Below are 22,175 nucleotides of genomic sequence, written 5' to 3' on the forward strand. Positions count from 1 at the left end.
GATGGCGAGATACGCGTGGCCAGGCGTCTACGTGGAGGAAGTACCTTCGGCGATCAAACCCATCGCCGGGGCCGGAACGAGCACAGCCGCGTTCATCGGCATCTCGGCCGACATCACCGAGGCCTGGGATCCCAAGAACAAGGCCGGCATGCCGGCCAACGCGTCCGGCCAGGCCTACACCCAGGCGGCGAAGCTCACCCCGAAGGCGGTCAACGGCTGGACGGAGTTCACCCAGGGCTTCGGGGACATCCAGGCAGCCAACCAGTACCTTGCTCAGGCCGTCTTCGGATTCTTCAACAACGGGGGCACCCGCTGCTGGGTGATCAGGATCGACAAGGCCGGCGACCTGACCCAGGCGCTGGCGAAGCTCGAGGGCATCGACGAAGTCGCCATCGTCGCCGCGCCACTGCCGCCCGATGTGCCGGCCAAGGAGCTGAACACGGCGCAGCAAGCCCTGATCACGCACTGCCAGAAGCTCGAAGATCGGTTCGCCATCCTGGACAGCAGCAGCGACATCGCGAACAACAACCTGAACATCACGACGGACGCGACCGGTATCTGGCGGCCGGCCGCCAACCCGAAGGGCTACGGCGCGTTCTACTTCCCCTGGATCCTGGTCGCAGATCCGCTGGGCCAGCCCGGCAGCCGGATTGCGGTGCCGCCGAGCGGCCACGTGGCCGGCATCTACGCCCGCAGCGACTCCGAGCGCGGGGTGCACAAGGCGCCCGCCAACGAGGCCATCCTGGGCGCGCTCGACGTGAAGTACCAGGTCAGCAAGATCGCCCAGGGCCCGCTGAACCTGGCCGGCGTGAACTGCATCAGGTCGTTCAACGGCACGATCAAGGTATATGGCGCGCGCACGCTGGCCTCGGACCCGGCGGGCGATCCCGAGTGGGCCTACGTCAACGTGCGGCGGCTGGTCAACTTCCTCCGCGAGTCCATCGACGAGGGGACGCAGTGGGCGGTGTTTGAGCCGAACGCGCCGGACCTCTGGTCGAAGATCCGCCGCAACGTGACCGCGTTCCTCAACGGCCAGTGGGCCGCCGGCGCGCTCGTGGGCGCGACTCCGGAGCAGGCGTTCTACGTCCGCTGCGACGAGACCACCAATCCGCCGGACGTGCGCGCGCGTGGCGAGGTGGTAACCGAGATCGGCGTGGCCGTGGCGCGACCTGCCGAGTTCGTCATCTTCCGGCTGAGCCAGTGGGCCGGACCGGGGCAGTAGCCGACCATGGCTGTGCCGCCGATCACCGGTTACCAGGCGCCCGGGGTCTACCCGCAGGACGTCTTCCCGCCACCCGCGCCGAGCTTGCTCACCGGGGTGCCCGCCTTCCTCGGCTACACCGGCGACGGAAAGCCCGGCGCGCCGTACCCACTGACGCTGTGGCCGCAGTTCAGGACGCGGTTCGGCGCCCCGCGGAATGACGGCTTCCTGGGCCACGCCGTGCGCGGTTTCTTCGAGAACGGCGGCCTGCTGTGCTACGTGGTCCCCCTCGACAAGAAGGCCACCCCACTGACCGCCCTTCGCGGTGGCCTGACGGCGCTGCATGATGTCGACGCCGTGGACCTGGTCTGCGCCCCGGACATCATGGCCCCGGCCGGCCTGACCGGCACGCCGGACGTCGAGGCCGTTACCGCCCTGCAGGCCGAGGTGCTCGCCGACTGCCGGCGCACCGGCGGCCGGTTCGCCATCCTCGACGCGGTGCTGACGTCCGACACGGGCACCGTCGAAAGGCAACGTGCCGCGCTGGACAGCCGGGACGGCGCGCTCTACCACCCCTGGCTGTGGGCTCCCGGTCAGGACGGGACCCCGCTCTACCTGCCGCCCTGCGGACACGTGGCAGGGATCTACGCCCGCAGCGACCAGCAGGTCGGCGTGCACAAGGCCCCGGCCAACGAGGCCGTCGACGGGGTGCTGGACCTGCGGGCCACCCTGACCGACGACGTGATCGGCCGACTCTACGCCAAAGGGGTGAACTGTCTTCGCGTGATACCCGGCCGAGGCATCCGGGTCTGGGGGGCGCGCACGTTGAGCGGCGAGCCCGGCTGGCAGTCCATCGGCGCCCGGCGGGTCTTCCTGACCATTGGCCGCTGGCTGGAGCGGTTCCTTACCGAGCTGACCTATGAGCCCAACGGCGTCAGGCTGTGGGTGCGCATCATGCGCGAACTGACCGCCTACCTGGACGGCCTGTTCCGGCACGGCGCGCTCAGGGGCCACACCCCGGAGGAAGCCTTCTTCGTCAAGTGCGACAGCGAGACCAACCCGCCTGACGTGATCGAGGCGGGGATGGTGGTGACCAACGTCGGCGTGGCCCTGGCCGCGCCGGCCGAGTTCATCGTCGTCCGCATCATCCACGGCACCAGCGGCGTCAGCATCCAGTCAGCTTCAGCAACCGCATAAGACCGCATCAGGAGGTCCGACCATGGCCAGCCGACTCGATCCCTATAGCGGCTACAACTTCTCTGTCGAACTGGACGGCATCACCCGGGCCGGCTTCCGCGAGTGCTCTGGGCTGGAGAACAGCCAGAACGCGGGGGAATACCGGGAAGGCACGGACAAGAACCTGAGCGTCCGCAAGCTGCCGGGACTCGTCACCCACTCCGACATCACGCTCAGCCGCGGCATCACGTCCGACAGAAAGCTGTGGGACTGGCGCGAGAAGGCGATGAAGGGCAACGTCGAGCGACACGACATCTCGATCACGCTCCTGGACGACAACGGCAACGCCAAGATCACCTGGAACCTGTTCGACTGCTGGCCGCGTCAGTGGACCGGGCCGAGCCTCAACGCGACCACCGACGACCTGGCCATCGAACAGCTCGTCCTGGCCTGCGAGCGGGTCGAGGTCGATAAGTGGAGCTGACCGTCACGCCGGCCGCGCATCAGACCGAGTTCTCTTTCACCCTGCCCCTCGGCCTGGCCGACCCTGACGGCACCGTGCACCGGGACGGCGCGATGCGCCTGGCCACGGCGTTCGACGAGGTCGAGCCGCTCAAGGATCCGCGGGTACGCGCCAACCCGGGCTACCTGGTGATCATCTTGCTGGCCCGCGTGATCACCAGGCTCGGCACCGTCGATCACATCAACACCAGGGCGATCGAGAACCTGTACGCCGCCGACCTGGCCTACCTTCAGGACTTCTACCTGCGCGTCAACCAGAACGGGCACACCAGGCTCCAGGTGGCCTGCCCGCACTGCGACGGCGAGTTCGACGTGGAGGTGGCCGGCTTGGGGGAATAGCGCGCTACCCCTCCGACCGGCTGCACGAGGAGGTAGCGTACTTGGCTTTTCACTTCCACTGGTCCTACCAGGAGGTCATGCGGCTTGACCACCAGGAGCGCCAGCGGTGGGTGGCGGAGGCGGCCCGGATCAACGAACGACGCAGCGAAACGGGAGGTATGTGGCGATGACGTCGACGGGTGTCCCGCTGGGGCTGAGCTGGCTGCCGTCGGTGGTCGGAAACTGGGTGCCGGGCGCGCAACCGCTGCAGCCGTATCAGACCTTCAACTTCGCCGTGGAGATCGAGGGACTGCTCGTCGGCGGGTTCACCGAGGTAAGCGGCCTGGAAAGCCAGGTCGAGGTCGAGGAGTACCGCGAAGGCGGGGTCAACGGCTTCGTCCATAAGCTCCCCAGCCGCACCAGCCACTCCAACCTGGTGCTCAGCCACGGCCTGACGTCGATGAGCACTCTGTGGAACTGGTACCACGACACGACCCAGGGCTCGATCCAGCGTAAGAACGGCACGATCATGCTGCTCGACCCCAGGCAGGTCCCGGTGATGTGGTGGAACTTCCGCAACGCCCTGCCCGTGCGCTGGTCCGGTCCCACCTTCAACGCTTCCAGCGACGCGGTGGGGGTCGAGTCGCTGGAACTCGCCCATCAAGGGCTGACCAAGCCCCTGCTGGGCCAGGCGGGCGCTCAGGCGACCGGCATCGCGGGGATGACCGGGCGGTAAGGAGTGGAGAAGCCGATGGCACAACCGACGCCGGCGGAGGATCAAGCCCCGTCCCCTGACGGTGCCCTGCTCACCCGGCTCTGGCGGCGGGTAGAACAACCCGGCTGCGTCCGGCACGGCCAGGTCCGGGCCCTGCTCGCCCGACACCGGCGCATGGCGGGCGAACCGCCGCTGGCCGAACTGCTGCTGCGCCGCGGCCACGGCACGGACATTGAGCCGAGCGGCCCGCCCATCGTGGTCGCGAGGCCGGCAACCGCCGCCCCCGGTGCCGTTCCGGGGGTCGCCACGCCACCAGCGGCCCCCCAGCCATCGGTCCGCACCAGGCCCGCGCGGCCCAACGACCAGCCGTCCAGCCTGCCGTCCCCGGCGCGGCGTGCAGCCCAGGCACCAGCCGACCCCGCCGGGCTGGTCTCCCCGCTCCCATCCGCCACAAGCACCCCGGCCCCAACCACGGCCACCGGGACCCTGACGCCCCGGGCCGGAGCCCGGCCGGCCGCCGGCGCCGCCCGTCCAGGCGCACCGCGCCCGGTCCTGAGCGCCCCGGCCCGGCCGGTCCCCGGCCTGGCCGCGATGCCGCCGGGCACCGGGCCGGACCCGTGGGCCCCATCGGCCGCGACGGTCGGCGAGACCCGCCGCCCTGTCGTCCGCGCCGGAGGCGACAGCAAGGCCCCCCCGACGCTCGCCTGGCCCCGGCCCTCCCCGGAGCAGGCCGGCGGTACCAGTGGACCCGCGCGTCCGCCCGTGCCAGTGGTGCGGGAACGGGTCTCCCCGCAGGGCGCCTGGCGGCCCGGCCCGGCTGTACCGCAGCGGCCCGCCATGCCCCAGCGTCCCGCGCCACCCGCGGCCGACCCCACCGTGCCGGCCCCGGGCCGGACCGCGGACCCGGCCCGCGCGGCGCGCGTCCCGTCCCGGACGTCGCCAGATAAGCCGGTGGAGCCGGTGGAGCCCTCCGGCCACCGTGCCGGCCAGCGGGAGCCGGCGCGACCGACACCGCCCCAGATCGACCTGAACCGCATCGTCAGCACCGTGCAGCGCAGGCTCACACACCAGATGGCCATCGAAAGGGAGCGCAGGGGGATGAGGCGATGAGCGTCAACAAGGCCAAGATGGTGTCGGAGATCCTCGGCCTGGGCGGCGGCGGGGGCGAGCTGCACAAGCTCACCATCTACTACGAGCAGGGCGGCGTGCAGCGGCAGGGCTCCATCGAGGCGCTGTTCAATCCCAGCGAGATCACCCTGACCAGGTCCGCGAAGTGGGAGCAACAGGAGACGGTCGGCCAGAGCACGGCATTGGTGGAGCAGGAATTCCGCTCGGTGGAAGCGGAGAGGTTCTCCATCGAGTTGTTCTTCGACACCTACGAATCCCGGTCGAGCGGGTTGACCGCGGCGCGCGCCGCGGCCACGTTCCTTCCGGCCGGCCTGATTTCCGGGCGCGAGGCAACCGACGTGCGGCAGTACACCGATCAGATCGCCCGGCTGGCCAAGGTCGACGCCGAACTGCATCGCCCGCCGGTATGCGAACTGCGCTGGGGCGTCTTCGACATCTTCACCGGCGTGCTGACCACCCTGCAGCAGCGGTTCACGATGTTTCTGGACGACGGGACGCCGGTGCGGGCCACCCTGACCTGCGAATTCGCCGAAGTCGGCACGCAGGCTCACGCCACGGAACTGCATTCCTCCGACGTCATCAAGACGCGCCAGGTGCGGCGCCACGACACGCTGCAGAGCCTGGCCGCCGACGAGTACGGCGATCCGGCCCTGTGGCGGCCCATCGCGACCGCCAACGGCATCGTCAACCCGCGCGACCTGCGGCCGGGGACGAGGCTGACCATTCCCAAGCTGCAGCCATGAGGGCCGGAATGAGAGCCGCCGTGCCGCGCGGCGGCCTGCCCGACCTCAGCGTCCGCGTCAACGGCTCGGCCTTGCCCGCGGCGGCTCAGTCGGACCTGCGCTCGGTCACGGTCCAGGAGGACCTGGAGGCCCTCAGCATGTTCACGCTGGAACTGTATAACTGGGACGACAAGCTGTTGCGGGTCTCCTGGTCGGACTCCCCGCTCTTCGCCGTGGGCAACCAGGTTGAGATCTGGCTCGGATACGTCGGCGACCTGCACAAGGTGATGCTGGCCGAGATCACCAGCCTCGAGCCCGTCTTCACCGCCGAGTCACCGCCCGTGCTGATGGTCCGCGGCTACGACCACCGCCACCGGCTGGCGCGGGGCCGCAAGACCCGCACTTTCGCCCAGATGAAGGACAGCGCCATCGCCGGCCAGGTCGCCCGTGAGGCCGGGCTGCGCGCCCAGGTCGAGGACACGAAGGTCACGCACAGCTATGTCATCCAGAGCAATCAGTCCGACTGGGAATTCCTGCTCCGGCGGGCGAGCCTGATCGGGTACGAGATGTACGTCAGGGACAAGGTCCTGTACTTCCGGCCGCCGCAGTCAGCGGCCCAGCCCGCGGCCACACTGTCCCTCGGCCAGGACATCACGGAGTTCAGCCCACGCCTGAGCTCGCTGGCCCAGGCCGGCGAGGTGGCCGTCCGCAGCTGGAACGTCAAGGAGAAGAAGGCGGTCGTCGCCACCGAGCAGTCGGCCTCGCCATCAGGCTCCGCGACCGTACGCCGGGCGTTCGGAGCCTCCAGCCTGGCTATTCTCGGCCAGCCCACCCGGGACCTCGCCGAAGCAGGCCCCATTGCCCAGGGCCAGTTCAACGCCATGTCCCTGACGTACGTGGAAGGCGATGTGGTCGCCTCCGGGCGGCCTCAACTGCACGCCGGCACCGTGGTGGACATCACCGGGGCCGGCCGGACGTTCAGCGGCCGCTACTACGTCACCTCGGTCACCCACACGATGACCCTCGAGCAGGGCTACCAGACTTCCTTCACCGTGAAAAGGAACGCCGCCTGATGGACGCGTATTCGGCACTGACCATGCTGTCCGGCACCGACGAGCGCTTCTTCGGCGTGGCCATCGGCATTGTGACGAACAACAAGGACCCCGACGGTCTCGGGCGGGTCAAGGCGAGCCTGCCCTGGATGGGCGATCAGGTCGAGACTGACTGGGCCCGGGTGGTGGCCCCGATGGCGGGCTCCGGCCGGGGCGTCTATTTCCTGCCAGAAGTCGACGACGAGGTGCTGGTCGCCTTCGAGCACGGCAACCCGGACACTCCCTACGTGCTGGGCGGGCTGTGGAACGGCCAGGACAAGCCGCCGGAGTCGAACAGTGACGGCAAGAACGACCTGCGCACGATCAAGTCACGCAGCGGCAACGTGATCCGCCTTTCCGACACCGACGGTGACGCGAAGATCGAGATCATCGACAGCAGCGCCAAAAACAAGATCGTCATCCGCGCCAAGGACAACAGCATCACGATCACCGCCGAGGGCGACGTGACCATCGAGTCCGGCGGGAAGCTGAAGCTGAGCGGCAATGGCGTGGAGATCACCTCCACGTCCACGGTCAAGATCGAGGCCAGTCAGAAGGCCGACGTCACCGCGTCAGGCCAGCTGACCCTCAAGGGCAGCCAGGTGAACATCAACTAGGACGGGGACGCTTTCGATGGGACAGCCAGCAGCCAAGCAGGGCGACCAGGTGACGGCCGTGGACAACCACTTCGTTCAGACGCCCCCGGGGCCCGTTCTGTTGTTGCCGCATCCCTTCACCGGGGTGCTCAGCGGCGGGCTGAGCTCTGATGTCAAGATCTCGGGCCGGCCGGCCGCGACGGTGGGCAGCACCGCGGACAACACCCCGCCGCACGTACCGACTGCTCCAGGCACCGGCTTCCAACGGCCGCCGTCGAACAAGGGCACGGTCCAGGTGGGCAGCCCGACGGTGATGATCAACGGCAAGCCCGCGGCACGTAACGGCGACAAGGCACTCACCTGCAACGATCCCGCTGACCTGCCGACCGGCACCGTGATCGCCACCGGCACCGTGCTGATCGGCTGATGCGATGGCGGGCACCGATTTCCTCGGCCTGGGCTGGAACTTCCCCATCGGCGTCGACAAAAGCGGCCGGATCGAGCCGACGCCGGACGGCGATGCCTCCATCCGCCAGTCCATCTGGATGATCCTGTCGACCTCGCCGGGCGAGCGCGTGATGCGGCCCGACTTCGGCTGCGGCCTGAGCGATCTGGTCTTCGGCGTCAACAACGCGGCCATGGCCACCGCGGTGACCCGCGCGGTCCGCGAGGCGCTGGCCACCTGGGAGCCGCGCATCGACGTCCTCGACGTTTACGCCGCCCCCGACCCGTCCCGACCCAACGTTCTCGTCATTGAGATCAACTACCGGGTGCGCGCGACCAACAGCCGCTTCAACCTGGTCTACCCGTTCTTCCTGGAGTAGCCGTGCAGGCGCCTGACATCGACACGCGGACCTACGCCGACATCGTCGACCAGACCCAGAAGCTGGCCGGGCAGCTCAGCGGCTGGAAGCCCCCGCCCGACGGGGCGCCGGACCCGGGCAAGGCGCTGATCGGCGTCTTCGGCCGCTTCGCCGAGCTGGTGATAGAGCGGCTCAACCGCGCGCCGGACAAGAACTACCTCGCGTTCCTGAACCTCATCGGCGCCGCGCCGCAGCCGCCGCGGGCCGCCCGGGTGCCGCTGACGTTCCGCCTGGCGACGGGCAGCCCGGTGGACGCGGTGGTCCCGGCCGGCGTGCTGGCCGCGGCGCCTCCGCTGCCCGGGGAACAGGACGACGTGGTCTTCGAGACCGAGCAACTGCTGGTCGTCACTCGGACCCAGCTACAGGCCGCCTACGTGAGCGACACCGCGCACGACAAATACAGCGACCGGTCCGCCCAGGCGACGGGCGCGGTCGACCAGCCGTTCGCCGTCTTCGCCGGCGAGCAGGCCTCGCCCCACCAGCTCTACCTGGCATGTGATCCGCTGCTGGCCCAGCCCGGCCCCAAGAAGGTCGTGCTCGCCCTCACCTCGCCGGACACCTGGCAGTGGCTGAGCTGGCCCATCAGCTGGGCGTACTGGGACGGGGCGGCCTGGCACCCGGTCACCAGCAACGCCGAGGTCACGAACGGCGCCTGGCGCGTGACGCTGCCCGACCTGCCTGCGGTGACCTCCTCCACGGTCAACGGGATCACTGCCGGCTGGCTGCGGGCGCAGCTCGATCGGCCGCTTTCCCCGCGCCAGAGCGACCTGGTTCCCGAATCGGCCGCGGTCGGCGCCAATAAGCCGCAGGACCTTGCGCTCCCGCTGTCCCCGTTTCCCCCAGACAAGCCCCAGCGGTTCTACCTGAGCGCGGACGAGGCATTTGCCGCCAAAGGCGGCCAGGTGAACGTACGGGTCCGCCTCTCACAGCCGGGGCAAGGGGGGAAGGACCTGATACTCACCTGGTCCTATCAGGAGAATGGCAAGTGGCGGGAGCTGGGGACGTCCAGCGCCACCGCGGAGCAGACGGGCAGCATCGACTTCGACTTCCGCGACGGCACCCGGGCCCTCACCCAGAACGGCGAGATCAGCTTCCACGTGCCCATGTCGTGGCCGCGCGGCCTCTACTACAACCGCACTGGGCGCTGGCTGCGCGTCGAGGTCACCAGCGGGCAGTACACGACCGCACCTCGGATCGAGGCGCTGACGGTCGGATACGACTGGCCGCCGCCCCGGCTCGGCAGCATCACCGCCACCGTCCACCCGGGCGCGCCCGCGCCCCCGGTGCCGCCCGAGGCCGCGTTCGGCAACGCCACCGGCATCGACCTCAGCAAGGACTTCTACCCGTTCGGCCAGCAGCCGCAGTTCAACGACACGTTCTACGTCGCGTGCCCGGACGCGCTGGCCAAGCCGGGCGCGGTCATCACCCTCGACGTGACGCTGACCAACCCGCCGGGCGGCGCGAGCACCCAGGTGCCGCCGCCGGTTCGGACCGATGGCAATCCCAAGATCATCTGGGAGGTCTCGGACGGCAGCCAGTGGCACCACGTGGCGGCCGCGAACTACGCGTTCACGAGCAACGGGAAGGTGAGCCTCACCCTGCCGGATTCCGCCGGGCCCACCACGGTCAACGGCCGGCAGGGGTACTGGCTGCGCGCCAGGCTGGTCAGCGGCGGATATGGCGGGCCCGCCAGTTACAAGCAGACCGGCACCACGTACACGTACCAGCCCGAGACCTTCGCGCCTCCGGTCGTCAAGACCCTGACGATCACCGCGGCGGCCGCGCCGCAGCAGCCCGCCCCCGTCACGGCCTGTATGAGCTATAACGACTTCAGGTACGCCGACTTCACCGCTTCCGCCGGGGCCGGGTCTGCCCGGGCGGACCCGGTGTTCGCTCCTTTCACCCCTGCGGCGGACACCGAGCCCGCCCTCTACCTGGGGTTCGACCAGCCGTTCAGCCAGCGACCCGTGACGCTGTTCCTCGAAGTGGAACCGCCGCTTCCCGAACAGGTGGCGGCCGACCAACTGGCCGGGACTGATCCCGCCGCGGCCGTGCACCTCACCTGGGAGTACGCCGGCCCGGCCGGCTGGCGGCCGCTGGACGCGGTGGACAAGACCCAGGGCCTCAGCCGCCGCGACCTGGTGACCTTCGTCGGCCCCGCGGACCTCGCCCCGCGTTCTTGTTTCGGCCAGACCCTGTCCTGGCTGCGGCTGCGGCTGCGCCGGCAGGCGGGCGCCTTCCCGATCCCGCCCCGGCTGCGCCGGGTGTTGCTCAACACCACCTGGGCAACCCAGGTCACCACGGTGGACGGCGAGATCCTCGGCTCCAGCAACGGTGACGCCGGCCAGGCGTTCACCGCGGCGCAAACCCCCGTCCAGCCCGGCCAGCAGGTGACCGTGCGCGAACCGCAGCGGCCCACGCTCGCCGAGGAGCAGGCGCTGGTCGAGGTCGAGGGCGCCGACGCCGTCACCGTCACCCTGGACGCCGCCGGGCAGCCGGATGAGATCTGGGTGCGCTGGCACGCCGTGCCGGACTTCTACCAGTCCGGCCCGCAGGACCGGCACTACACGGTCGACCCGCTGTCCGGCGTGATCAGGTTCGGCGACGGCTCGTACGGACTGATCCCGCCCGCCGGGCCGAACAACATCCGCATGACCTACCGCACCGGCGGCGGCGAGCAAGGCAACCGGGACAGCGCGACCATCGTCGAACTCAAGTCCAGCGTGCCGTACATCGACGGCGTCACCAACAACGAGCCGAGCCGGGGCGGCGCGCCCGTCGAGCCGATCGACCGGTTGAAGGCCCGGGGACCCAGGGTCCTGCGCCACCGCGACCGCGCCGTGGCGGCCCAGGACCTCGAGGACCTGGCCGTGGCCGCCTCCGCCGAGGTGGCCACCGCGGCCGCGGTCGTGCCGATATTCAACCCGAACGGCCTCTGGCTCGATCCGCAGGCGCCCGTGCCCACCCCCGACCACGCCCTGGTCGACGCCGGCCGGATGGGGGTGATCATCGTCCCGGACGAGCCGGAGTCGGCCCGTCCCACGCCCAGTCTCGTCCTGCTCAGCCAGGTCCAGGAGTACCTGCGGCAACGCTGTCCGCCGACCGCCGACCTGTGGGTGGCAGGACCTGAGTGGGTCGCGATGACGGTGAAGGCCACGGTGGTGGTCACCTCGGCGGAGGAGGCCGACCCGGCCGCCGACCGGGCCAGAGCGGCGCTGGACCGCTACCTTCACCCGCTGACCGGCGGAACGGACGGCCAGGGGTGGGCGCTCGGCGACAGGCCCCACGGCTCGGACCTCACCGCGCTGCTGGCCGCGGTCGCGGGCGTGGACCATGTCGGCGCCCTGAGCGTGTCCTACGAGCCGGAGACCTCCGACCCGGAACGCAAGCTGGCGCTGCAGCGGATCCTGGCCCGGCCGCTGACCGAGCCGGGCGACGCGCCGGAACGAGAACGCGAACTGACGGACTGGCTGGACCGCGCCCTGGTCTATTCCGGCCTGCACCAGATCACCGTGGCCCTGGCGTGAGCAGACCATAAGGAGAGCCGATGCCGATCCCGCTCCCGAACCTCGACGACCGGAGCTACGCCGACCTGATGGCGCAGGCCCAGGCGCTGATCCCCGCCCTGGACCCGGCCTGGACCAACTACAACCCGAGCGACCCGGGCATCACGCTCATCGAGCTGCTGGCCTGGCTGACCGAGATGCAGCTGTTCCAGGTCAACCAGGTCACGCCCGCCAGCACCGAGAAGTTCCTCAAGCTGCTGAACGGGCCGAACTGGCGCAAGCCGCCGGACGTGAGCCTGGACGCCGCGATCCGCCAGACCATCCTCGCTCAGCGCGAGCGCTACCGAGCCGTCACCGCCGACGACTACGAGTGGCTGGCGCTGAACGCCTGGCCGCAGACCCCGGAGGCCGGGCAGCTCCCCGGCGGCGGGCGGCTCGCGCGGGCGCGCTGCATACCGCGGCGCGACCTGTCCGTCACCGACCCGGCCAAGCGCCGTGCGGACGCCCCGGCGCACGTGAGCCTGGTGGTCCTACCGGCCGCGGACGGCGCAAGCGCGCTGTATGACGCGCTGTGGCAGTTCTTCGACGAGCGCCGCACCCTGACCACCCGCCACCACGTGGTGAGACCTGGCTACGTGCCGGTCGAGATCTCGGCGAACCTGGCCCTGCACCCCGACGCGCCGCCGTCCCAGACGCTCAACGACGTGAAGCAGGCGCTGAAGGACTTCTACGATCCCCGAACCGGCGGCCCTGGCCAAGCGGGCTGGCCCTTCGGCCGGGCGGTCTACGCGTCCGAGGCCTCGTCGGTGCTTGAGCGGGTCCCGATGGTCGACTACGTCGAGGACGTCCAGGTCAGGGTCCACGGCACCCCTGACGAACCGGACAGGGTGCGGACCGACGCCGGCGGCAACCGGGTCGCCGTGGTGCTGCACGCCGGCGAACTCGTGCAGCTGCAGGCCACCCCGCTGGTCGCCTACGACGTGCGCGGCCGGCGTTACTCGGAGCGGTAAAGCCGATGGAACCCCAGAACCCTCCGCAGCCCGTCAGCGGCTACCTCGACTACCTGCCGGCCATCTTCCGGCAGGAGCCGTTCGCCGGCAGTTTCCTGCGGGCCTTCGAGATCGTGCTGAGCGGCGCGGACGACCAGCCCGGACTCGAAACCGCGATCGGCGGCCTTGCCGACTATTTCGACCCGGCGACGACCAAGGCCGAATTCCTGCCCTGGCTGGCCGGCTGGGTGACGCTCAGCCTGCGCGCCGACTGGGATGAGCAGACCAAGCGTAACTTCATCGCACAGATCGTGCCGCTTTACCGCCTGCGCGGCACCAAGGCCGGGCTGCGGCGCATGCTCGAGCTGTACACCGGAAAGCCGGTTGAAATCTACGACACGTTCGACAACCTGCCCTACTTCTTCCAGGTACGGCTGACACTGAGCGAGCCGGACCCGGTACAGCTGCAGGCCAAGCAGCAGATCGCCCGGTCCATCATCGACCAGGAAAAGCCGGCGCACACCTTTTACGCCCTGCAAGTCGCGGTACCCGCGATGCGCTTGGTGTCGAAGGCATTGCACGAGCGGGAGAAAGCGCCCCTGTTGATCCTCGGCAAGAACACCCTGCTGGGAACGTCGATCCTGTAGAGGAATAACCTATGCCCGATAATGCTCTGCCCAGCGCCGTAGAAAAGCGGGTCCGCTATTTCGACGGACAGTTCCTGCAGGACCAGGACTTCATTGACGAGCAGAATTACCAGCTCGACCGCGAGCATCGGCACAACCGCCTTTTGCACGGGCCCGGCATCGCCGAGGGCCTGACGGTCACATCCGCCGCGCCGAACCAGGTGACCGTCGCCCCGGGCACCGCCATCGACAGCGAGGGCCGTCAGCTTGTGCTGGCGCAGGCCACGACGGTGGACCTGCCCGGCGCCGACTTCAACGACAAGCAGGGCGTCGAGCTGCTTCTCAGCTACCGGGAGAACGCGGAGGACCCGCAGACCGCCGGGGGCAGCCAGGACTTCACCCGCTGGCTGGAGCGCCCGAAGCTGACCGCCCGCGCCCCTGACAAGACCTATTCGGGCACTGAGCCGCCCGTGCTGCTCGCCAAGGTGGGGCTGGACGCCGCCGGCCGGGTCGAGGTCGACAGCACGGTGCGCTCGTATTCGGGCCTGCGCCTGCCCGGCTCCGGCGCCGACCCGGCCACCCTGCGCGCGACCAGCGGCGACCGGGTTCACCTAGCCGGCTCGCTGACCGTCGACGGCAGCATCGGCGTCGGCACGACGAACCACCCGACCGCCAAGCTGGAGGTGGTCGGCCGCGGCGGCAAGTCGGTCGACCTGGTGGTCAACGGGCAGCTGAAGTCAGACAATGAAGACGGCGGGCTGTGGGTGGCCTCGGATCGGTTCGTCGGCGGGTTCGAAACGAACAAGCTCGGCTTCTACAACGGCGACGCCTGGCGGCTGGCGGTCCTGCCCGACGGCAACGTCGGCGTCGGCACGGCCGACCCGACCGCCAAGCTACACGTCAACGGGTCGGTCTACGCCCACAACTTCCGGATCGGCAACGTCACCATCGGCGAGATGGAGCTGCGCATCCTGCAGCGCCTGGCCGCGGGCCCACTGCTCACCATCGACACGCCCATCGTGGTCAAGGGCGCGCCCCTCACGGTGCACTACTCCACCGCGCCGGGCACCGTCAGCAGCACGAACTGGATCGGCATCTACCCCGCCGCCGAGACCGTGCCGAAGACGCGCGGGTATACCACCTACAAGTACGCGCCCGGCGCCGACGGCAGCGTCACCTTGGACACCGGCACTGTGCCCGGGCCGGGCCGTTACGCGGCCTGGTACTTCTACGACAACGGCTACACCACCCTGGCCGACCCGGTCATCTTCACCGTGACCTGAGCCCGTGACGCAGGACCCCGGTGAGCGGTCACCAGGGTCCCTGCGCCGTGTGGGGCGGACCTGCGGCCGGTATCCGGCGGAGGACTGGTCGGTACGCGGGAAGGTCCGGCATAGCGTACCGGCATGGATGTTTTCCTGGAGTTGCTCGCCCGGGAGGCCTCGGCGGTGGAGTTCGAGGGGCCGGTGTCGCGGGCGCGGGCGGGCGGGGCCGACGCGGCCTCACCGCGTTGCTGTCCGAGGCGATCAAGGAACAGGATGCGGTGGTACGGGCCTTGTCATCCGAGGTGGCCGCCTTGCGGGCCGGGCTGTCCGGCCAGACGGCCTGATGAGGGAAGGAGCGCTCAGCGTGCGGGAACAGCTAGAACAGCGGATCGGTGAGTTGAGGGCCGAGCAGCAGAAGGGGCAACAGATGCTCGCCGAGCTCGAAGCCAAGCAGGCCGAACTGCACCAGACCGTGCTGCGCATCAGCGGCGCCATCCAGGTCCTGGAAGAACTGCTCACCGGCATGGCCCAGCAGGACGGCCTGGTGTCAGCGGCGGCGAACTCACCGGCTACGGGTCCTTGACGTAGACGTAGCCGGTGTCGAGCGCCTTCCTGACCACGGCCGTCGTGGGAACGCCCCACCGTTCCGGCCAGCCAAGGTCGTCATGCTCGTACCACTCGCCACAACAGCGCGCGGCCGACCAGGGTGACGCATCGCCAGGCCGGTGAGATGGAACATCGGGTACGTAGCGCTCCTACGGGAGTGCCACGTACCCGATGAGCTCGTTCAGGCTCTTGCCAGGGGGAGTCCGTTGGGATCCCAGTTGCCTTTCCGCACCGCGGCGAGGAGATCGGTCAGAGGGCCGAATCCACCCACGAGCCCGCAGGCCGTTTCGGTGCGCTGCCGCTGCCTGGCGGCGAACGGGTCACGCTCGGCCTCGGCAAAGACGAGGTGACGCTCCAGGTGATCCCGACCATGGATGGGAGGACAACCCGATCCCACCACGGTTACCAGGAGCGTCTGAGCTGGCGTTATGGCCCTGCCGCGGTCCGAGCTGTGTCCATGTAGGCGCCACGCGCCAATCGAGCCAAGTTCGCGGCCGGAGACGGCCCGACGGACGTGTCGAGAGACGGGTTGACAGACCGGAGGGTGGTGCGCTGTGGAACACGGGCCGCCCCAGGCATGCCACGAACTGCCATGACCTGCGAGCGACCTGATCAACCGGTGTACACCTGTCGGCTGCCACTAGGTAGCGAGCCTGCCCGATGGCGGATCCGACAAGACCCATCAAGGAGCCATCATGCGCGGCCGAAGCTTCGGTGTGGACCATGTCGCTGCCGCCAAGGCACGCCCCGTGCCCGTCCAGTCCCCAAGGCAGGGCGGCGCACCCAGTCAACGTGACGACGGCAGGCTGCATCCGGCCGGTGAGGCGCTGCTCGCGGTGCAGCGTAGTTATGGCAACCAGCATGTGCAGCGGGCCGTGATCCAGGCCAAGCTTGTGGTCGGCCCGCCCCGCGACCGGTACGAGCGCGAGGCGGACCGAGTCGCCCAGGCCGTGGTTCGCGGAACCACCAGACCTGGAATGGTGGGTGCCCAGTCCGTCGGCGGCCCGTCCAGCAACGCGCCCGTGCGGGCCGCGGGCGGTTCGGTAGCCCCCGGCCTGCAGCAGGACATCCAGCAGGCGCGGGGTCACGGCCAGTCGCTCCCCGAGCATGTCCGAGTACCGATGGAACAGGCCCTCGGCGTCGACTTCACCGACGTTCGGCTGCATACCGACAGTGAGGCCGACCACCTCAGCCGCAGTCTCGGGGCCAGGGCCTTCACCTCCGGCAGGGACATCTTCCTGCGCCGAGGCCAGACCGACCTGACCGGCCCGGCCGGCCGCGAGCTCATCGCCCATGAGCTGACTCACGTCGTCCAGCAGGGCAGCGGCGGCGCCGGGGAGGGCGTCATCCAGCGCTGGTATACAGACGAGGACCCGCGGCGCGCCCAGTTGTCCCATGAGGCGTGGCACGTCGTCCAGCAGAGGGGGGGCCGCTTGTAGGACGACGTTTCCCCCTTGAGTACGTAGCGCTTGGTCAGCGCCATGGACGATGTCCATGATCTTCAGGGGTGCTCTTGGGGTTGGGCTGGTTCGTGCCCGGCGGGACGCTTTCGTCGATCCGGGCCTGACGGATCCATTTGCGTAGCGTGAACCGCGCCGGGTTTCGTGGAGACTCTGATGTTCAAGGCTTGGTGTGCGCCTATTCCAATCGGACTGGCTGTCCTTGGAACGCCTTACGGCTGTGCCTTCTCTTGATCACCTGGTCGACCAGGCGGGATGTTCGGCATCTAAACGATCTGCCGCGCGCCCGGTCCGCGCCCGCGGGCGAACGACGAGCAACCAAACGAGATCAACTGCTCGCTGCAAGGGTCATCTCGACAGAGAAACCCCAGGTCAGATGGGATGCGGAGTGGTGGGGCGCCAGGGGCTCGAACCCTGAACCGACGGATTAAAAGCGCCCTTGATCAGTGCCGTCTACTGTCGCCGCGTGCCGCCTTACACCAATCCGTCCGCCATTGTCCCCGGGAATCTGCCGCCCAGTCCCGCTGTGTGCCGCGCCGTATCCCGTACACACGAGCAACCACCGAGCAAACATGGGCCATTGACCGTCACCCACCTCCACTGCTGTGGATCTGCGAACTAATCCCGATCGCTAAAGGCCAGCGAGATCATCAAGACCGGAGGGTCGGACCATGGAGTCAATTCCATATCGATGTCTAGCTACGGTAGCTGCCTGACCGCCACCCAATTCACGACTTTCCCAACAGAGTCACAGAGATGGGCGTCCTCCGAGCAGGTGGGCCATCGTGGTGGGCGGTGCCCGAGCGAGTGGGTCCAGGTGGTGGGCCGTTTCCGGGCTGGTGGTGATCTTCGCGGCGGCCCGGTACCGGGGAGCTACGACACCGGGGCGGTCGCGCGGCGCCAGGTGGACAGGACGACCAGGCCGCCCGCGACCGCCGCGGCCAGCAGGGTCACCCCGAAGGCGGTCGTACCCGCGGTGAGCCCGATCGCGTCGCTCAGGTACCCGGCCATCACCGGCAACAGCCCGGCCGGCACGTAGCCGCCCACGTTCAGGGCCGCGTTCGCCTCGGCCAGCCGGGCCGGTTCGATCGTGTGGTTCAGCAGGGACAGCCCGCCGAGCTGGCCCAGGCCCTGCCCTGCGCCCGCCAGCACCGCCGCGGCGAACAGCAGAGGCACCGAGGACGTGTGCACCGCGGTCACCAGCGCCGCCATGGCAGCCGCCGTACTCACCGCCCCCATCACGAGGACCGTCCGCCGGCTCAGCCGCGCTACCGCGTAACTGCACCCCGGTGGCCGTGACGAACATGACGAACGCGGTGAGCCCGGCCAGTACCCGGCTGCTGCTGTGCAGCAGCGTGGCCAGCAGCGACGGGCCGAGGGAGAGCACGAACGACGTCGCCGTGATCCCCGGCGCGAAGACCGCGACCCCGAGCACGAGCCGTGGCCCGTGGCCGTGCGGCACGCCGGGCACCCGGACCCACCCGCCCTTCCCCGGGTTCGCGTGCCGCCGCACCGGCATGCGCGCCACCACGACGAAGGCCACCGCGAGCAGCACGAGTTCAACGAGGAACACCGTCACCGTCGGCCCGGGCAGCGTCTCCGACAGCACCCCGGCCAGCAGCGGGCCCAGCCCGGCGCCGAAGACCATCGCACAGGAGGCCAGCAGCGCGGCCAGGTGCCTGCGCGCCGGGCCGGCCACGTCCGTCACCGCGGCCATGCCCGCCGAGACGATCGCGCCCACCGCGATTCCGGTGAACAGCCGGGCCACGATGAGCGCGGCGACCCCGGTGGCGGTGGCGAAGACGACGCAGGCGACGGCGGCCAGTGCGAGCGCGGGCAGCAGCACCGGCTTGCGCCCCAGCCGGTCGGACGCGATCCCGGAGACCAGCAGCGATCCGATCAGCCCGGCGATGTAGCAGGCGAAGATCACGGTCAGCGTGCCCTTGGAGAACCCGATGTCGTGCTGCCAGACCACGTACAGCGGCGTCGCCGCGTTGGACAGCACGAACACCGCGGTCACCGGCCAAGCGGCCAGCCAGATCCACCAGGTGGGCGGCGCCCCGGCCGGTGTGGACGAGATCCGCCTGGAGGCCGTGTTCGCCGTGCTGAGCGAGCCGCTGCGGCTGACCATCGTGCGCAAGCTGCTGCTGGAATCCGAGGCGTTCGACCACACGTGCGGCTGGTTCGGCCTGGACCGGCCCAAGTCCTCGCTGACCCACCACTTCCGCGCCCTGCGCGAGGCCGGCGTCATCCGGCAGCGCCAGTACGGCCTGGAACGCCGCAGCCACGTGCGCGTGGACGACCTGGAGGAACGCTTCCCCGGCCTGCTGGACGGCCCCGGCCGAGTCCTGACGTCTCCGCTTCCCGGGTCTCCGTCCTGCCGTGGGCCCACTGCGTGACTCCGTTGGGGGATCCGCGAACCGGGTGGTGGCGGGGTCGCGTCGGTCGTGATGCCCGGAGTGTCCGTCGGGCTGAGGGGAGCCGTCGCCCGGCCGGGGAATGGCCCGCTGTCGCCGGGCCCGCGTCTTCCCGCCGAACGCTGATCTCTGTGGGGTGGGTTCATCATCACCTCCTCGACCTGGGATTACGGGGCGGTACGGCGGCGTCTTGCCCTCCGGGCGGTCGATCTGGTCGCGCCGGAGGCGTGGGTGCTGGACGACACCGGGCACGTCAAGGACGGGGACGCCTCGCCCGGGGTGGCCCGGCAGTACACCGGCACGGCGGGCAAGGTCGCCAACTGCCAGATCGCGGTCAGTGTGCACGCGGTCACCGACACCGGCTCGGCCGCGCTGAACTGGCGGTTGTTCCTGCCCGAAAGCTGGGACGATGCTCTGGCCGAGGATGAGGGGCAGGCGGAGCGCATCGCCCAGCGGCGGCGGCGCTGTGCGATCCCCGAGCAGGTGCGGCACCGCCCCAAGTGGCAGCTCGCCCTGGACATGCTGGATGAACTGGCCGCCTGGGGGCTGGTCCCGCCGCTGGTGGTGGCCGACGCCGGATACGGTGAGGCGACCGCACTGCGACTCGGCCTGACCGCCCGGCACATCCCGTACGTGGTCAGCGTCAAGGGCGCTACCACGGCCTACCCGTCCGATGCCGAGCCGGAGCAGACGCCGTATGCGGGAACCGGTCGCCGGCCGGTGGCCAAGTACCGCATCCCGCGCTCCACGCTGCGGGAGCTGGCCCTGGCAGCCGGACGGCGCGCGTTGCGCCGGGTGACCTGGCGGCTAAGCAGCAAGCACACCGCGGGCAACCCGAGTGCGAGGATGACCTCCCGGTTCCTGGTGCTGCGAGTACGCCCGGCCAACCGTGGCATCACCCGGCAGGAGGACGGCCACCTGCCCGAGTGCTGGCTGCTGGCCGAATGGCCGCCCGGCGCCAGCGAGGCCACCGATTACTGGCTGTCCACCCTGCCCGCCGACACCCGGCTGCGGGACCTGGTCCGCCTGGCGAAGATCCGCTGGCGGATCGAGCACGACTACCGCGAACTGAAGACCGGGCTCGGCCTGACCCACTTCGAAGGCCGTTCCTTCACCGGCTGGCACCGCCACGTCACCCTGGTATCCGCGGCCCACCTGTTCCTCACCGAACTCCGCTTGGCCAGCCCAAAAGCACCTGGGGCGGCCTGACCTTCTACAAGATCCTCCACATGCTCCAGGTGTTATTGGCGACCTGGACAGGCCGATGCCCCACCTGCCGCCAACGACCACCATGAGGACCTAACGAAGTCCTACTAGGTCGGACCGGCACCGTCAGCGAAGTACGGCAGGACCATCTCGACCAGTGCGGTGACATCGGCGTCGACCATCGGCTCGCCGGTCATGCCCATCCGGTGGAGCAGGGTTCCGACGACGACGTCAATGAAGAACAGGACCCGGTTCTCCGGTTCGCCGAGTGCGTCTTGGAGCGCGAGTCGGTAGGGGTCCTGCAACCGTGCGGATAGGACCTCGCGCAGGGCTGGGTCGCTGACGGCGTCACTGAACACGCCTGCGAAAGCGTCCCCTACCCCGGGCTCTCCGATCTTCGCCGCGATCCAGCGGATGGCCGAGGACATGTGTTCGGCTCGAGAGGTGCCCTCCAGCGGCGCCGGGCCGAACGCGTCAAGTAGGCAGTCCACGATCAGCGCACCCTTCGATGGCCAGCGACGGTAGATCGTCGTCTTGGCGATTCCGGCCGCGGCGGCGATGCGGTCGACGGTGGCGCGCGCGTAGCCGAGTTCGTGGACCGTGCTCAGCGTCGCGGCGAAGACTACGGCGTTGACGCCGGAGCGTGGGCGACCGGGTGGTCTGGCGGATGTGGTCGCTCTTGTCATGCTCACACGATAACTTGTTACGCTACTGTTGGTATCGATACCTTTAGTGTCGAAACTATTCGGCTGAGGAGGAGACATGAGCGAGGTCACCGGTATGGAGCGGCCACCACTGGGTGTCCGGTTGCTGCATGCCCTGGGGAGGGAGCCGGACTGGCTGGCGATGACGGCCGAGGAGCTGGTCGCCTTGCGTGACGCGGTGAACCGCAAGCGAGCGTCCCGTCTGGCGCGGCTGATCAGCGGGTTTCCGGACCGCCGCGCCACTATCCAGTGGCGGGAGGTGGCGCTGCCTGACCGCGGGCTCCGAGTGCGGGTGTACCGGCCCTCACCCGGGCGCGGTGACGAACGCGCCGCCCGGGCCGGCCTGCCACTTGTGCTCCACGTGCACGGAGGCGGGTTCGTGGGCACGGCGGTGCAGAGCGACTGGGTGAACAGCCATCTCGCCGCGCGACTGCCCGCGGTCGTGGTCTCAGTCGAGCACCGCCTCCTTGATCCGGAGACTCCGCTGTCGGCGGCCATAGACGACGGCTGGGACGTACTCGGACACGTGGTGCAGCACGCCGCGCAGTGGGGAGTCGACCCGGCACGCACCGCCATCTTCGGTGAGAGCACCGGCTCGATGGTCACTGCCCTGGCCGCGATCCGGGCGAGAGAGTCCGGCCTGCTCATGCGGGCACAGGTGCTGGTCAACCCCGCTGTCGACCTGACATCGGCGGGGTTCGACCACGCGTCGATCAACCGGCATGGCGACAGCCCGACCCTCACTATGAAGCAGATGCGGCTGTTCCAGCGGCTCGCAGTTCCGCCGGGAACGGATCCTCGTGCGGTGTCGCCGCTGTATGCCGACGATCTGAGCGGGCTGGCCCCGGCGCTCGTGGTGGTGCCGACCATTGATCCAGTGGCCGATCACGGCCGTTGTTACGCCGAACGACTGCGGGCGGCAGGGACGCCCGCGCGGCTCATCGAATATCCCGGAGCGACGCACGCGTTTCTCAGCATGCCGGGCGTGGTGCCGCAAGCGAAGGCCGCGCGGGCGGAGATCGTCGAATTCCTCCGGGGGGCCCTCGCCGGGTGATGGGTTCCGG

The 22,175-nt window shown here is 69.6% G+C and carries 22 protein-coding genes and 2 pseudogenes; 21 read left to right on the top strand and 3 right to left on the bottom strand.

The features are described from left to right. Nucleotide 1: 1 nt before the first annotated feature. From ACQEVJ_RS02445 to ACQEVJ_RS02530, 18 genes are all read left to right on the top strand, one after another. Complete coding sequence (locus tag ACQEVJ_RS02445) at nt 2-1,222, top strand: phage tail sheath family protein (protein WP_433096708.1); 1,221 nt, start codon at nt 2-4, stop codon at nt 1,220-1,222. A gap of 6 nt (nt 1,223-1,228) precedes the next feature. Further along, a complete protein-coding gene (locus ACQEVJ_RS02450; protein ID WP_433096710.1) occupies nt 1,229-2,398 on the top strand; it encodes a phage tail sheath family protein in 1,170 nt (389 codons plus the stop codon). A 22-nt stretch (nt 2,399-2,420) separates the two neighbouring features. Further along, nucleotides 2,421-2,861 (top strand): phage tail protein, encoded by a 441-nt coding sequence (locus ACQEVJ_RS02455; protein WP_433096712.1) that lies wholly within the window; start codon nt 2,421-2,423, stop codon nt 2,859-2,861. Further along, nucleotides 2,852-3,238, top strand: a complete 387-nt coding sequence (locus ACQEVJ_RS02460; protein WP_433096714.1) for a hypothetical protein — start codon at nt 2,852-2,854, stop codon at nt 3,236-3,238. Before ACQEVJ_RS02455 ends, ACQEVJ_RS02460 begins: the two co-directional genes overlap by 10 nt. Nucleotides 3,239-3,258: 20 nt before the next feature. Next, on the top strand, nt 3,259-3,408 hold the full coding sequence (locus ACQEVJ_RS02465; protein ID WP_433112530.1) for a DUF6760 family protein: 150 nt from the start codon (nt 3,259-3,261) through the stop codon (nt 3,406-3,408). Beyond that, nucleotides 3,405-3,953 (top strand): phage tail protein, encoded by a 549-nt coding sequence (locus tag ACQEVJ_RS02470; RefSeq protein ID WP_433096716.1) that lies wholly within the window; start codon nt 3,405-3,407, stop codon nt 3,951-3,953. Before ACQEVJ_RS02465 ends, ACQEVJ_RS02470 begins: the two co-directional genes overlap by 4 nt. A gap of 15 nt (nt 3,954-3,968) precedes the next feature. Next, nucleotides 3,969-5,042, top strand: a complete 1,074-nt coding sequence (locus tag ACQEVJ_RS02475; protein ID WP_433096718.1) for a hypothetical protein — start codon at nt 3,969-3,971, stop codon at nt 5,040-5,042. Beyond that, entirely contained in the window at nt 5,039-5,803 is a 765-nt protein-coding gene (locus tag ACQEVJ_RS02480) for a hypothetical protein (protein ID WP_433096720.1), read from the top strand. The genes ACQEVJ_RS02475 and ACQEVJ_RS02480 overlap by 4 nt, the downstream gene beginning before the upstream one ends. Next, nucleotides 5,800-6,855: a phage late control D family protein gene (locus tag ACQEVJ_RS02485; RefSeq protein ID WP_433096722.1), complete on the top strand. Its 1,056-nt coding sequence runs from the start codon at nt 5,800-5,802 to the stop codon at nt 6,853-6,855. Before ACQEVJ_RS02480 ends, ACQEVJ_RS02485 begins: the two co-directional genes overlap by 4 nt. A 23-nt stretch (nt 6,856-6,878) precedes the next feature. Continuing rightward, a complete protein-coding gene (locus ACQEVJ_RS02490; RefSeq protein ID WP_433096724.1) occupies nt 6,879-7,490 on the top strand; it encodes a phage baseplate assembly protein V in 612 nt (203 codons plus the stop codon). A gap of 16 nt (nt 7,491-7,506) precedes the next feature. Then, a complete protein-coding gene (locus tag ACQEVJ_RS02495) occupies nt 7,507-7,896 on the top strand; it encodes a PAAR domain-containing protein (protein ID WP_433096726.1) in 390 nt (129 codons plus the stop codon). A gap of 4 nt (nt 7,897-7,900) precedes the next feature. Further along, entirely contained in the window at nt 7,901-8,293 is a 393-nt protein-coding gene (locus ACQEVJ_RS02500) for a GPW/gp25 family protein (RefSeq protein ID WP_433096728.1), read from the top strand. 2 nt (nt 8,294-8,295) lie between these two features. Further along, entirely contained in the window at nt 8,296-11,859 is a 3,564-nt protein-coding gene (locus tag ACQEVJ_RS02505) for a putative baseplate assembly protein (protein WP_433096730.1), read from the top strand. 20 nt (nt 11,860-11,879) lie between these two features. Beyond that, complete coding sequence (locus ACQEVJ_RS02510; protein ID WP_433096732.1) at nt 11,880-12,848, top strand: hypothetical protein; 969 nt, start codon at nt 11,880-11,882, stop codon at nt 12,846-12,848. 5 nt (nt 12,849-12,853) lie between these two features. After that, the gene (locus ACQEVJ_RS02515; RefSeq protein ID WP_433096734.1) at nt 12,854-13,474 is read left to right on the top strand and encodes a phage tail protein I; all 621 of its coding nucleotides are present in this window, start codon (nt 12,854-12,856) and stop codon (nt 13,472-13,474) included. An 11-nt stretch (nt 13,475-13,485) separates the two neighbouring features. Further along, the gene (locus ACQEVJ_RS02520; RefSeq protein ID WP_433096736.1) at nt 13,486-14,736 is read left to right on the top strand and encodes a hypothetical protein; all 1,251 of its coding nucleotides are present in this window, start codon (nt 13,486-13,488) and stop codon (nt 14,734-14,736) included. Between the two features lie 346 nt (nt 14,737-15,082). Beyond that, a complete protein-coding gene (locus ACQEVJ_RS02525; RefSeq protein ID WP_433096738.1) occupies nt 15,083-15,301 on the top strand; it encodes a hypothetical protein in 219 nt (72 codons plus the stop codon). Nucleotides 15,302-16,019: 718 nt separating this feature from the next. Continuing rightward, nucleotides 16,020-16,763: an eCIS core domain-containing protein gene (locus tag ACQEVJ_RS02530; protein WP_433096740.1), complete on the top strand. Its 744-nt coding sequence runs from the start codon at nt 16,020-16,022 to the stop codon at nt 16,761-16,763. An 894-nt stretch (nt 16,764-17,657) separates the two neighbouring features. On the opposite strand, the gene ACQEVJ_RS02535 is transcribed toward ACQEVJ_RS02530, so the two are convergent. Beyond that, the gene (locus tag ACQEVJ_RS02535) at nt 17,658-18,023 is read right to left on the bottom strand and encodes a hypothetical protein (RefSeq protein WP_433096742.1); all 366 of its coding nucleotides are present in this window, start codon (nt 18,021-18,023) and stop codon (nt 17,658-17,660) included. A gap of 118 nt (nt 18,024-18,141) precedes the next feature. Continuing rightward, nucleotides 18,142-18,804 (bottom strand): annotated as a pseudogene (locus ACQEVJ_RS02540) (MFS transporter); the annotation flags it as partial. On the opposite strand from ACQEVJ_RS02540, the gene ACQEVJ_RS02545 reads away from it, so the two are divergent. Further along, entirely contained in the window at nt 18,722-19,183 is a 462-nt protein-coding gene (locus tag ACQEVJ_RS02545) for an ArsR/SmtB family transcription factor (RefSeq protein ID WP_433096744.1), read from the top strand. The pseudogene ACQEVJ_RS02540 and the gene ACQEVJ_RS02545 overlap by 83 nt on opposite strands. Before the next feature lie 165 nt (nt 19,184-19,348). Next, nucleotides 19,349-20,410 (top strand): annotated as a pseudogene (locus tag ACQEVJ_RS02550) (IS701 family transposase); the annotation flags it as partial. Nucleotides 20,411-20,514: 104 nt separating this feature from the next. On the opposite strand, the gene ACQEVJ_RS02555 reads toward ACQEVJ_RS02550, so the two are convergent. Continuing rightward, nucleotides 20,515-21,093: a TetR/AcrR family transcriptional regulator gene (locus ACQEVJ_RS02555; RefSeq protein ID WP_433096746.1), complete on the bottom strand. Its 579-nt coding sequence runs from the start codon at nt 21,091-21,093 to the stop codon at nt 20,515-20,517. Between the two features lie 76 nt (nt 21,094-21,169). Between ACQEVJ_RS02555 and ACQEVJ_RS02560 the strand changes: the two genes are divergently transcribed. Continuing rightward, on the top strand, nt 21,170-22,165 hold the full coding sequence (locus ACQEVJ_RS02560; RefSeq protein ID WP_433096748.1) for an alpha/beta hydrolase: 996 nt from the start codon (nt 21,170-21,172) through the stop codon (nt 22,163-22,165). Nucleotides 22,166-22,175 lie beyond the last annotated feature (10 nt).

It is taken from the genome of Microbispora sp. CA-102843 (assembly GCF_050936215.1).
GTDB lineage: Bacteria > Actinomycetota > Actinomycetes > Streptosporangiales > Streptosporangiaceae > Microbispora.